Consider the following 12,288-nt stretch of genomic DNA (forward strand, 5'->3'; position numbering starts at 1 on the left):
ATAACCGGATTTCCCCACAGTATCCTAAACAAAAAAAGCCGGCAGTACTACCGCCGGCTTTCAAACACTGAAATTTATACTACTTCCAACCGCCTCCTAATCCTTTATACACATTCACTACTGCATTTAACTGCTGCTGTTTTGTTTCTATCAACTCCAGCTTTGCTTCCAGAGCATCACGCTGTGTCATCAGTACTTCTAAATAATCGGCTCTTGCGTTCTTGAAAAGGTCGTTGGAAATATCGATCGACTTTGTAAGCGCATCTACCTGTTTCGATTTTAAATCGTAACTCTTTTCGAGGTTGCTGATGTTGGATAACTGATTCGATACTTCTAGATAAGCGTTCAGGATGGTACGTTCGTAATTGTACATGGCCTGTAATTGTCTTGCGTTGGCATTGGAGAACTCGGCCTTGATGGCGTTCCTGTTGATCAATGGTCCTGCAAGATCGCCGGCCAGTGAATAAAGCAGCGACTGGGGCAGCTTTACCAGGTACGATGGATTAAAAGCCTGCAGGCCAAATGCTGCAGATATGCCCAGCGATGGATAAAACTCCGCACGCGCCACTTTCACGTCCAGCTTGGCAGCGGCCAGTTCCAGTTCGGCCTGCCGTATATCCGGACGGTTAGCCAGTAATTGCGAAGGAATACCGGAGCTGATAGCTGTGGGCGGTACATCCGTAAACGTGCCTTTATCTCTCACGATCTCCTGCGGGTAACGTCCCAGCAGGAAGTTGATCCTGTTCTCCGTTTCTTTTATCTGCTGTTGAATGCCGAATTCAAGGCTCTGTGATTTTAATACTTCAGCCTGAAACTTCTGCACCGCCAGCTCTGTCGCCCGGGCAGCTTCCTTCTGTATCTTCACTACCTCAAGACCGTTCTTCTGTATCTCGATATTCTGCTTTACAATTTCAAGCTGGTTGTCGAGCGCGCGCAGTTCGTAGTACGAGCTGGCTACCTCCCCGATCAGGTTGGTGAGTACAAAGTTCCTGCCTTCAATGGTAGATAAGTACCTCGTTACAGCAGCCTTCTTCGCATTGCGCAGTTTCTTCCAGATGTCTACTTCCCAATTGGCATAAGCAGCCACGGTGTAATCCATCAGCGGATCGGGCATCTCTTTACCAGGTTTAATTTCTGTAGAGGCATCGCCTGCACCCTGACTGGTATATCTTCCTACTTTCTCTACGCCTATGCCACCTCTTACGCCAACGGAGGGCAGTATAGCACCTTGCCTCAAACGGATGTCGTTTTTCGCAATTTCTATTTCCTGCAGGGTGATAGATAACTCCTGGTTGTTTTGCAGGGCGGTGTCTATCAGGCTGATGAGGTTTTTATCTGTAAAAAAACTGCGCCACTGTATTTCGGCTGTATTGGTAGTATCGCTGCTGTTGGTGTAAGCGGGTGGCACCGACCGGTTTTCGGAGGGCGACACGATGGCTGGCACTTTACAGCTGGCGGCTGCCAGGCAAATGCCCAGCAGACCTACGCGCGTATATGATGTTAGTTTAAACATTATGCTTCAATTTCTTCTGTTAAAGGTTGCTCTACTTCGATCTTCGTGAGCCGGTGCCGTTCGGCTATGCGCCCGAATATGTAGTACAGGCCGGGGATAATGAGTACACCGAATATGGTACCGAACAACATACCGCCCGCAGCCGCCGTGCCGATAGTGCGGTTACCCAGCGCACCCGGGCCCGTGGCAAACACCAGCGGTATCAAACCGGCAATGAATGCGAAGGAGGTCATCAGGATAGGACGGAAACGAACTTTGGAGCCTTCCATGGCGGCTTCGAATACGGAGGCGCCTTCGCGATGCTTTTGTACGGCAAACTCCACGATCAGTACCGCGTTTTTGCCCAGCAAACCGATGAGCATTACCATGGCTACCTGCGCATAAATATTGTTTTCCAGTCCCATTACTTTCAGTAACACGAACGCACCGAAAATACCAGTAGGCAGTGATAAAATAACGGCCAATGGCAGGATGAAACTTTCATATTGCGCGGCCAGGATCAGGTACACAAAACCCAAACAGATCAGGAAGATGTAAATGGCCTGATTACCCTGTGCCACTTCATCTTTTGAAATACCGGCCCAGTCGATGCCAAAACCTCTTGGCAGTTTCTTAGCCGCTATCTCATTAATGATACGTATCGCTTCGCCGGAGCTGTAGCCTGGTGCGGCGGAACCGCTGATCTCTGAAGCGTTGTACATATTGTAACGCGTGATTTCGGAGAGGCCGTATACTTTGTCCATCTTCATAAAGGTGGAAAAGGGTACCATTTCGTCCTTGTTGTTCTTTACGTACAATTTGAGGATGTCTTCCGGCTCAGCCCTGTATTGCGCAGCCGCTTGTACGATTACCTTGTACTGCCGGTCGAATTTGATGAAGCTGATCTCGTAGTTACTACCCAGTAATGTGGAAAGGGTGTTCATTGCGTTCTCAATGCTCACACCTTTCTGTTGAGCAATGTCATTGTCAACACGCAACATGTATTGCGGGAAGCTGGCGCTGTAGAAGCTGAAGATAGATGTCAGCTCTTTACGTTTACGCAGTTCGGCTACAAAGTCATTGCTCACCTGTTCCATTTTCTTATAATCGCCCGAACCGGCTTTGTCGAGCAGGCGCAGTTCGAAGCCACCGGCTGCTCCGTAACCCGGTACGGCCGGGGGGAGGAAGTATTCGATGGTAGCGCCGGATATATCTTTCGCTTTCTCTTCCAGTTCATCCATGATCTGCTGCACGGAATGTTTCCTGTCGCTCCAGTTTTTCAGGTTGATAAGACAGGTGCCGGAGTTCGCACCGGTACCTTCGGTCAAAATCTCGTAACCAGCCAATGCTGATACAGATTGAATACCGTCAATACCTTCTGCGATCTTCTGCAGTCTTTCTGCGATCTCGTTAGTACGTTCCAGCGATGAACCCGGAGGGGTTTGGATGATCGCGTAGAACATGCCCTGGTCTTCGTTCGGGATAAAGCCTGATGGCACTTTGCCATGCAGTGCCCAGGTGCCTAAACAGAACAATCCAAGCACCAGGAACGTCACCAAACGCCTGTTCACAATACGGCTAAGCAAACCTTCGTATTTGCGCGCACCACGATTGAATAGCCTGTTAAACCCATCAAGAAATCTAACCACCGGTGTCTTCTTTTTCTTCTTGCCATGATTATTCTTCAGTATCATGGCACATAGTGCAGGTGTGAGGGTCAGTGCAACAACGCCTGATAGGATGATTGCCGTAGCCATGGTGATGGAAAACTGGCGGTAGAATAAACCTACAGGACCCGACATGAATGCTACCGGTACAAACACCGCAGCCATCAGGAAAGTAATAGCGATAATAGCGCCGCTGATCTCGCGCATGGCGTGTTGCGTGGCCTTCAAGGGCGAGAGGTGTTCTTCTTCCATCTTGGCGTGTACCGCTTCAATTACCACGATGGCGTCATCCACCACTACACCGATCGCCAGTACCAGTGCGAACAGGGTGATCAGGTTAAGGGAGATGCCAAAGTATTGCATGAAGAAGAAAGTGCCTACCAGCGATACGGGTACTGCTATGGCCGGAATAACGGTCGATCGCCAGTCGCCGAGAAACAGGAATACTACCAGACCTACAAGAACAAATGCCTCTACGAGCGTGTGAATTACTTTTTCTATAGAGGCGTCCAGGAACTTGGATACGTCGTAACTGATCTCATAGTGCATGCCTTTCGGGAAAGATTCCGCCTGGATCTCTTTCATGCGTTTCTTCACGTTCTCGATTACCTGGCTGGCGTTGCTGCCGTACGATTGTTTCAGTACGATGGCTGCCGACGGGTGATTGTTCAGGTTGGAGTAGATGTCGTACATCGAACTGCCAAACTCAATGTCGGCCACGTCCTTCAGGCGCAGGATCTCGCCATCCGGGCTGGAGCGCAGGATCACATTTTCATATCCTTCCTTTGTGGTGAAGCGGCCGGTGTATTTGAGTACATACTCGAATGCCTGCGACCGTTTACCGGAGCTTTCGCCCGTTTTACCAGGCGATGCTTCCAGGCTCTGGGAACTCAGGGCTTCCATCACTTCATCGGTCGAGATCTTATAAGCCAGCATACGGTCGGGTTTCAGCCATATCCTCATCGCATATTCGCGCGTACCGAGAATGTCTGCATAACCCACACCGTCTACCCTCTTCAGTTCCGGAAGGATGTTGATATCCGCAAAGTTGAACAGGAACTTCATGTCGGCATGCGGATCGTCGCTGTACAGGTTGAGGTACATCAACATGTTTGATTCCTCGCGGCTTACTTTAACACCCTCGCGTACTACGAGCGGGGGGAGTTTGTTTACGACCGATGCTACCCTGTTCTGTACGTTCAGTGCTGCCTGGTTTGGATCGGTACCGAGATTGAACACCACCTGTATGGTAGCCTCACCGTCGTTACCCGCGTCAGACTGCATGTACTTCATGCCGGGTACGCCGTTCAGGGCTCTTTCCAGCGGAATAAGTACCGACTTTACCATCAGCTCGTTGTTGGAGCCGGGGTAGTCGGCCGTCACGTTTACTTTTGGTGGAGAAATAGAGGGGAACTGTGTTACAGGCAATTGGGTAATGGCCAACACCCCCAGGAATACGATGATCAGCGAGATAACGATCGATAATACCGGCCGCTGTATAAATTTATTGAACATTGGATCTTCACTTATTAAGATTGAGCTACTATTCTGCTTTTAATCGCAGGTGTGATATTACTTCGGCTGGTTTCTCGAAATCGAAATCTATTGTCTCATCATCCTTCACTTTCTGAACACCTTCGAGCAGTATTTTGTCACCGTCCTGCAGTCCGCTCTGTACTACGTACAGGTCGGGCAGTTCGCCGGCGATGGCGATGTTGCGCGATCTGGCTTTATGGTCTTTGTCGATTACGAACACGTAAATCTTGTCCTGAATCTCGTAAGTGGCTTTCTGAGGAATGATCATCGCATTTTTCAGTGGCATGGTCATTCGTACTTTACCCGTTTCGCCATGTTTCAACAGTTTATCAGGGTTCGGGAACCTCGCGCGGAAGGCGATGTTGCCGGTTTCGCTGTCAAATTCGCCTTCGATGGTTTCTACCGCGCCTTTGTACGGGAGTGGCTGGTTGTTGGCCAGTAACAGGTTTACCTGTGCATCGCCGCGATTTTTAGCGTTGATCTGGTAGTCGAGGTACTCCGGTTCGGAAACGTTGAAGTAGGCGAACATCTGGCTGTTGTCGGAAAGGCTTGTCAGCAGCTCGCCTTCGTCGATCAGGCTGCCCAGTTTTTTAGGAAGGCGATCGATGGTGCCGGCGAATGGTGCGCGTATTTCAGTAAACGACAGGTGCAGTTTGGCCAGTGCGGCTTCGGCTTTCGCCTGTTCCAGTTTGGCTTGTGCCATGGCCTGTTCATTTTTGGATACTACGTTTTTATCCACCAGTGCTTTGGTGTTTTGCAGCTCGATTTCGGCAGCGCTTACTTCTGCCTGCGCTTTCTGTAATTCGGCCTCATACAGTTTGGGCATGATGCGGAATAAGAGCTGGCCGGCGTTCACGTACTGGCCTTCGTCTACATAAATCTGTTCGAGAAATCCTTTTTCCTGTGCCCGTATTTCGATGTTACGGACAGACCTGATCTGGGAAACATATTCCCTGGTGAAGCAGGTGTCTACTCTTAAAGGGCTGGTTACGGCGTATTTGCCGATTTCTTCCTTTTCTACTTTTTTGGCGTTACAGCTCGTCAGGTACAGCAAGGCACACAAGCCTGTAAACATGGCAATTCTATTCATGATATTAAATGGATATTGAGCGGTTGGATCAGGAATACGGACGATTCCTTTCAGATTGGGAGAAACAACAATCGCCTGGGACTGGCGTATTTACATACACCTGCTACGTATACACGATGGCGCCCTTCGGCAACTGGTGTATATCGGATCAGATCCTTAAAACTCGTTGAGCAATATATTTATTGGAAAGTAGTCCGGGTGTGGGACCATGATGTTTGAAAAGGGTGGGGCGGTTGCCTAAAACAAACAGGGAAGTTAAGGAGAGGTAAAAGCAGGCCAGCAGCCTGTATTTCCGGGCAGCACTGCTGTTGGTCTCCTCATCTTCCACATCATCTGCCAGCAGGTATTGAATCGTTTTGTCAAGTTTCGTTTCCTTAACAGACAGGTGGTTGAGATAGCGGTTGGTGAATTTCTGCTGATGGGTGTTTTCGATACTAGTACCCGTATCGTAACTGAGGTAGCGATGGTTTGCACGCATGTAGTTATAACCTCCAAGCAGGAGGTAAAACAAGCATGCTAAAAATATTACTACTCTCATCCGGGGATCAAAAATAGATAATCATATCGCTCAAAGTATAGAATGAAAGGTTAAAACGACCTTTTTAATTGAATTTTAAGGTAGATGAATTGTTTGTTAACGCCTGGCGAAACCGGACACCCACTGTCTGAAAACGGACATCTCAGGTCGGGTTAAGATATTCATTATCAGTATTTTTGTCTGCTGGCATTCTTTTCGCAGCGCACTAACTATGCTAACTTACTACTTCAGAATTGCTGCGCGCAACCTTTGGAAAAACAAGAGCTTCTCCGCCATTACCATATTCGGGATGGCTATAGGATTGGCCACCTGCATGCTTATTACCCTGTTCATCAGCGACGAGCTATCGTACGATAAGTTCAATGATAAACATGAACGTATTTACCGTATCAATGCCGATTTCGCGGTAAATGGCAACTCGTTCCATGAACGTTACACGCCGGCATTGTTAGGCGAAGTATTAAAAAAAGATTATCCCCAGATAGAAAACTTCTGCCGCCTTACTTTGGAAGGCAACACGCTGGTGAAGCACGGTGCTGAAACCATTATGGAGAAAAATGCCTTTTTCGCCGACTCCACGATCTTCAAAGTATTCTCGTTACCCATGCTGGCCGGCGACCCGGCCACGGCATTGCGCGATCCGTTTTCGGTAGTAATATCGGAGCAGATGGCGAATAAATATTTTAATGGTACAACCGCATTGGGCAAAGTCCTGCGGCTCGATAATACCCGCGATTACGTGGTAACGGGTGTTATTAAAGATGTTCCGGCCCAATCGCACCTGCATTTTAATTTCCTTAAAGCCATATCGGAAATACCCGAGAGCCGCCAAGATAACTGGATGGCCGACAACTTTGTAACCTATGTTTTACTTCGCCCCGGTACTTCGGTAGCCCAGCTGAACGGCTTCCTGAAAGAAGCTACCAGGCGGTACATGGAAGGTTCGTTGGAAAAGATGGTGGGCGACAATATAACGCGCCTGGAGCAAAAGGGCGGCCGCTTCGGTTACTATGCCATCCGTTTAGACCGTATTCACCTGCACTCCGCACTGGCCAGCGAAACGGAGCCTTTGGGGAATATGCAGTACGTATACATCTTCATGGCGGCGGGTATCATTATCCTGCTCATTGCCTGCGTGAACTTCGTTAACCTGTCTACCGCCCGCTCGGCCAGCCGCGCTAAAGAAGTGGGTTTACGAAAAGTGATGGGTTCTCATCGGTCTATATTAATAGTGCAGTTTTTGGCAGAGTCGGTATTAACCGGACTATTAGCCATGATCTTAGCAATCATACTGGCCTTTATATTTTTGCCTTTCCTGAACAGCCTGGCGGGTAAAACCATGCGGATAAGCCCGGTGTATGTGCTGTACCTGTTACCGGTGGTACTGTTGGTCGGATTACTGGCAGGCGTTTATCCCGCCTTCTACCTGTCGAAGTTCGAGCCGGTGAAGGTGTTGAAAGGCAGGGTGTCGGGCGGATTTAAAAACAGCTGGTTGCGTAACGGGCTGGTCACTTTCCAGTTTGCCACAGCTATCCTGCTGCTGGTGGGCACCTTTGTAGTGTACCGGCAGTTGGGTTACATTCAAAGTAAACAACTTGGCTACAATCGCCAGCAGGTGCTGGTAGTGACTAACGTAGCATCGTTATGGGTGCATGCCAAAGGGTTTAAGCAGGAAATAGAACAACTGCCCGGCGTAAAGGGTAGTACTATGAACGCTTCGCTGCCCATCAGGACAGAAAACTCCACCAATATATATTCTAAGGATGCGGCCCGCAGTCCCGGCCAGGTAAGTGGTATCGACGAATGGTACATCGATGCGGATTACATACCCGTATTTGGTATGGAGATGGCGAGCGGCCGAAACTTCTCCCCGCAAATGCCTACAGACAGCCAGGCGCTGATCATTAATGAATCCGCCGCAAAACTGCTCGGCTTTAAAGACATCACCGACAAATACCTGTATACCGATGGTCGGGCATTTAAGGTAATTGGTGTTGTAAAGGATTTCAATGGCGGTTCCCTGCATCACAAAATCAATCCAATCGTACTAAGGCTGGGAGAGTATCGCGATAACCTGGCTATCCGCTTCGATCCCAAACATACACAGGCCGTGATTGAAGGTGTGCGCAAAGCCTATCACGCGAGGGAAGGCATGACTGGCCAGCCGTTTACTTATTTCTTCCTGGATGAGGCATTCAATAACCTGTACCAGTCGGAAGTGCGTACGGCGCATATATTTATCGCCTTTGCAGTGCTGGCCGTACTGATAGCCTGCATGGGCGTTTTCGGACTGATCACCTACGCGGCCGAACAACGTACACGTGAAATAGGCATCCGTAAAGTGCTGGGCGCATCGGTTACTGGTATTGTAACCCTGCTGTCGGCCAACTTCCTGAAGTTAGTGACCATTGGATTTGTGATAGCCACACCGCTGGCCTGGTACCTGATGGATAAATGGCTGAACAACTTTGCTTACCGTACACAGATCGGCTGGAGCGTATTTGCATGGTCTGTACTGCTAATGGCATTCATTACGATGGGTACGGTAGGTTTTAGGGCTGTGAGGGCCGCCCTGGCCAATCCGGTGAAAAGTTTGAACGCGGAATAAGATTTGATGGTTTGATGCTAAATTTGGGCATGGCAGACGAACATTTTAAAACTTCTTTCGCGCCTATAGCAGACGCTGATACCAGCATTCTTGTTTTAGGCAGCCTGCCTGGCGACCGGTCACTTGCCATGGCGGAGTATTACGGTCATCCTGCTAACCGCCTCTGGAAGGTGCTGGCTGGTATTACCGGGAACGATGTTCCCTTAAACTATTCCGAAAAGAAAGCCCTGTTAGCTAAAACAAATATTGGTCTTTGGGATGTTGCGCATACGGCTACACGAAAAGGCAGCCTGGACACTGCTATCCTGAATGAAGTACCTAATCAGCTCGATCAATTTATAGAACAGCACCCCGCATTAAAAGTCGTTGCATTTAATGGCGCTAAGTCGGAGGCCATGTTTAACCGGTATTTTAAAAGAAGGGAAGAAATTACTTATATTTCGCTTCCGAGTACAAGTCCTGCCAATGCGAAGATGCGCTTACCGGACCTTTGTGCTGTATGGGAGCAAATTTTATTATACCGGTAATACATGGAAAAAGTATCTGCATCAGAATTATACCTGCGTCACCTCGAACAAATATTTCAGCGCGAACCTGAGTTTTATACCATGGAAAGCCCGGTAGAAGGGCTGCCGGGCGTAACAGCGCTGGTATATAAAGATATTCCCGAACCTGGCTACATCACGGGCTTCACTTATGGTTTGTCGCTGGTAGAACATCCCGACTGGCAGCTCGGCCGGCCCGAGTTATGTATTTCCGTGAAGTCTGAAAATATGGCCTGGGCAACCGTGGCGGCTTATATGGCTAATCACCTGCGCGGCGACTGTCCTTTTCTTTACGCGCAAACCATCAACTTTGGCGATCAGATAGCAGCAGATTCTCCGATGGACGCTTTCTTCGTTTTCGCCCCCAGCCTGCTGGAGCGCGAAGATTATGTAAACATTGACATCGGCCTCGGCTATAAGATTAACATCGCCGGACTGTACCCGATGTACGCAGCTGAAATTCCTGTACTCGAAGCAATGGGGCTGGAGAAGTTCTGGCATCACCCCCATTTCGATTTGTATGATGTAAACCGGGAAATGATTACCGGGGAGTAGTTACCTGCGCTCAATGTGCCGCTGCTCCAGGTAAGCCAGTCCGCCCACCACTATCACCTGTAATACCAGGAATGCTGAATCTCCGTAAAGCAGAAAAGGCTTTAAGCTGATCAGCCCAAAGCCCTTTCGAACACACTTCCTATATCAAATTATCTGGGTACTGGTGTTAAGGAGCTGATGGCAATCCGGTTCCAGGCATTAATGGCCACTACCGCCATAATGATCTGTGCAATTACTTCTTCAGAGAAATACCGGCTGATGGCTTGGTAAGTGGCTGCAGTTAGTCCATGCTGGTGAATCAGCGTTACTTCTTCTGTAACGGCTAAGATGGCTTTTTCTTCTGCGCTGAACAGGTCTGTTTCGCGCCAGGCGTTTAGTAGAAATATACGTTGTGTGGTTTCGCCATTTTTGATCGCATCTTTCGTGTGCATATCTATACAAAATGCACAGGCATTTATCTGGGAGGCCCTTATTTTGATGAGCTCTTTCTGGTTTTTGGTCAGCGAGCTGGTGGCCAGTGCTGCTTCAAGCGCGTACATTGCTTTATATGCTGCGGGATGAGCTTCGTTAATTTTTACTCTGTTTTCCATTTTGTGTATATTTTATTTGTTTGACTGCACAAAGATGAAACAATACTGTTTCGGAAAACTTAAGCTGGTTTAAGAAAGATGAAAGGAGGAATTATTTCTTCCCAAGTGCCTGCTTCTTACGCAGTTCACTCAGGTATTCGGGCGTAAAGCCGAGGAAAGAGGCCAGTATTTTCTGTGGGATACGCTGAATAAAAGCGGGGTACTGCGAGGCGAAATGGTTGTAGAACTGTTCCTTCGATAACTGGAAAATATACTTCACCCGGAACAGCGATGCTGCATAGGCCCTTTCGTATATCATCCTGAAATAGCGTTCCATAAACGGGTACGCTGCCAGTAACTGGTCCATATCCTCTTTGCTGATGGAAATTACTTCCGCGTGTTCCATGGCCTGTACGGTAAAGGAAGCCGTTTTTCCTTTGCTAAAGGCATCTACATCCGTCATCCACCAGTTTTCGATAGCGAATTGTATCGTTTGTTCGCCGCCGTTTTCAGTAAGGAAAAACATACGCAACGAGCCTTTGAGGACGAAGTAGTTCTGGCGGCAGGGCTTACCCTCCATTACCAGGTCCTCTTTTTTCTTCACGTTCAGCAGCCGGAAATAGGGTAGCATAGCGGCGAAGTCGTTGCTGCTGATGTTGATGTGTTTGGCGATGTGCTGGAACAATATGTCGGACATGGGTGGTAAATTACGAAAGGGACGCTGATTTAGGATGAGCTATTTAACGATCATCCTCTTCCCCGGTACATCAATCGTAATACTGTTCCCCAACCAGTTAATACTCCCAATGCCTTCATAAATCAGCCCTTCAATGAAGGTGCCTTTTACGCCGCTGGCAGAAGAAACGCCATTGAGCGTGCTTATTTTATCCAGTGTGGTGGTGTAGGAGTTATTGGTTTTAGTGGTATCGAAGTCGCTTACAATAGTTCGTTTGGTGGTATTGGTGGTGTCGATGTTCAGCGTCTGTATATATCGTGCGTTGAAGCGGAATATGCCGTTGCCGGCGCCGCTGTCCAGTGATATTTGTACGGGCAGGCGGTCATTCAGCTTAACGTAAGTAGATATGCCTAATGTAATGTCACGGTCGGCGGAGATTTGCAGCGGTATGGTTTTGCCGTCTTTAGGGATGTTGCCCAGCACGAGCTTTTTGTTCGTATAGTCGATCGTGAGCGGAATGTCTTTAAAAGGCATCAGGGAGATGAGCCCGTCCAGCGGGAAGTTTACATCCAATACCGCCGTCTTTTGTCCGGCAATATCTGTTGTGCCTAACTTAAGATGATCGATCAGGTAGATGTCTGTTTCAATAGCCTCACCGGTAGCTCGGTGGCCTACATAAAAGCCTTCCGTCTTTTTAACTGATCCCACTTTATCAGCAAACTTCTTCGTCAGCAAATTGAGCCCTGCACCGGTATCGAATATGAAATTGCCTTCTATACCATTGACGCTGGCTTTGATCATAATATGGCCCTGGCCTGTAAGTGTAAACGGTATTTCTGCAGGTGTGCGTTGTTGCGCATACAGATGGAAGGTGGCGGCTAATAACAGCAGGCTGATTGACAGCAGTTTTTTACACATAAGCAAAGTTTGATGGTGGGTTGTGTCTCATATTCCCTATACGGGAGCGCTGCAATATAAATTTTTTGGAGTACTTTTCGGTCAAAGGCCTTCT

At 48.5% G+C, this 12,288-nt stretch carries 10 protein-coding genes; 3 read left to right on the plus strand and 7 right to left on the minus strand.

Features of this window, described 5'->3' with window-relative positions; translation table 11 throughout:
* Positions 1 to 79: 79 nt before the first annotated feature.
* The 4 genes from QZT80_RS22765 to QZT80_RS22780 all read right to left on the minus strand — a co-directional run bounded on the left by QZT80_RS22765 (position 80) and on the right by QZT80_RS22780 (position 6,296).
* Positions 80 to 1,513 (minus strand): TolC family protein, encoded by a 1,434-nt coding sequence (locus QZT80_RS22765; RefSeq protein WP_295127744.1) that lies wholly within the window; start codon positions 1,511 to 1,513, stop codon positions 80 to 82.
* The gene (locus QZT80_RS22770) at positions 1,513 to 4,674 is read right to left on the minus strand and encodes an efflux RND transporter permease subunit (protein ID WP_295127746.1); all 3,162 of its coding nucleotides are present in this window, start codon (positions 4,672 to 4,674) and stop codon (positions 1,513 to 1,515) included. The genes QZT80_RS22765 and QZT80_RS22770 overlap by 1 nt, the downstream gene beginning before the upstream one ends.
* Positions 4,675 to 4,702: 28 nt before the next feature.
* The gene (locus QZT80_RS22775) at positions 4,703 to 5,785 is read right to left on the minus strand and encodes an efflux RND transporter periplasmic adaptor subunit (RefSeq protein ID WP_295127749.1); all 1,083 of its coding nucleotides are present in this window, start codon (positions 5,783 to 5,785) and stop codon (positions 4,703 to 4,705) included.
* 148 nt (positions 5,786 to 5,933) lie between these two features.
* Complete coding sequence (locus tag QZT80_RS22780; RefSeq protein WP_295127752.1) at positions 5,934 to 6,296, minus strand: hypothetical protein; 363 nt, start codon at positions 6,294 to 6,296, stop codon at positions 5,934 to 5,936.
* A gap of 238 nt (positions 6,297 to 6,534) precedes the next feature.
* Between QZT80_RS22780 and QZT80_RS22785 the strand changes: the two genes are divergently transcribed.
* From QZT80_RS22785 to QZT80_RS22795, 3 genes are read left to right on the plus strand one after another with little or no spacing between them, the layout of a single operon-like run.
* Positions 6,535 to 8,931, plus strand: a complete 2,397-nt coding sequence (locus QZT80_RS22785; RefSeq protein ID WP_295127754.1) for an ABC transporter permease — start codon at positions 6,535 to 6,537, stop codon at positions 8,929 to 8,931.
* A gap of 29 nt (positions 8,932 to 8,960) precedes the next feature.
* Positions 8,961 to 9,458, plus strand: a complete 498-nt coding sequence (locus QZT80_RS22790; protein ID WP_295127757.1) for a DNA-deoxyinosine glycosylase — start codon at positions 8,961 to 8,963, stop codon at positions 9,456 to 9,458.
* A gap of 3 nt (positions 9,459 to 9,461) precedes the next feature.
* Complete coding sequence (locus QZT80_RS22795) at positions 9,462 to 10,031, plus strand: suppressor of fused domain protein (protein WP_295127760.1); 570 nt, start codon at positions 9,462 to 9,464, stop codon at positions 10,029 to 10,031.
* Positions 10,032 to 10,180: 149 nt separating this feature from the next.
* Here the strand turns inward: QZT80_RS22795 and QZT80_RS22800 are convergent, their stop codons facing one another.
* The 3 genes from QZT80_RS22800 to QZT80_RS22810 all read right to left on the minus strand — a co-directional run bounded on the left by QZT80_RS22800 (position 10,181) and on the right by QZT80_RS22810 (position 12,194).
* Positions 10,181 to 10,621, minus strand: a complete 441-nt coding sequence (locus QZT80_RS22800) for a carboxymuconolactone decarboxylase family protein (RefSeq protein ID WP_295127763.1) — start codon at positions 10,619 to 10,621, stop codon at positions 10,181 to 10,183.
* 91 nt (positions 10,622 to 10,712) lie between these two features.
* Positions 10,713 to 11,297, minus strand: coding sequence for a Crp/Fnr family transcriptional regulator (locus QZT80_RS22805; protein WP_295127766.1), 585 nt, complete (start codon positions 11,295 to 11,297; stop codon positions 10,713 to 10,715).
* Positions 11,298 to 11,336: 39 nt separating this feature from the next.
* Positions 11,337 to 12,194: a retropepsin-like aspartic protease gene (locus tag QZT80_RS22810; RefSeq protein ID WP_295127769.1), complete on the minus strand. Its 858-nt coding sequence runs from the start codon at positions 12,192 to 12,194 to the stop codon at positions 11,337 to 11,339.
* Positions 12,195 to 12,288 lie beyond the last annotated feature (94 nt).

This window comes from uncultured Chitinophaga sp., from assembly GCF_902168175.1.
GTDB lineage: Bacteria > Bacteroidota > Bacteroidia > Chitinophagales > Chitinophagaceae > Chitinophaga.

Coding starts and splice junctions, on each gene's coding strand:
- QZT80_RS22810 (WP_295127769.1), bottom strand. CDS start 12,194: ATGTGTAAAAAACTGCTGTCAATCAGCCTGCTGTTATTAGCCGCCACC.
- QZT80_RS22770 (WP_295127746.1), bottom strand. CDS start 4,674: ATGTTCAATAAATTTATACAGCGGCCGGTATTATCGATCGTTATCTCG.
- QZT80_RS22800 (WP_295127763.1), bottom strand. CDS start 10,621: ATGGAAAACAGAGTAAAAATTAACGAAGCTCATCCCGCAGCATATAAA.
- QZT80_RS22805 (WP_295127766.1), bottom strand. CDS start 11,297: ATGTCCGACATATTGTTCCAGCACATCGCCAAACACATCAACATCAGC.
- QZT80_RS22765 (WP_295127744.1), bottom strand. CDS start 1,513: ATGTTTAAACTAACATCATATACGCGCGTAGGTCTGCTGGGCATTTGC.
- QZT80_RS22785 (WP_295127754.1), top strand. CDS start 6,535: ATGCTAACTTACTACTTCAGAATTGCTGCGCGCAACCTTTGGAAAAAC.
- QZT80_RS22775 (WP_295127749.1), bottom strand. CDS start 5,785: ATGAATAGAATTGCCATGTTTACAGGCTTGTGTGCCTTGCTGTACCTG.
- QZT80_RS22790 (WP_295127757.1), top strand. CDS start 8,961: ATGGCAGACGAACATTTTAAAACTTCTTTCGCGCCTATAGCAGACGCT.
- QZT80_RS22795 (WP_295127760.1), top strand. CDS start 9,462: ATGGAAAAAGTATCTGCATCAGAATTATACCTGCGTCACCTCGAACAA.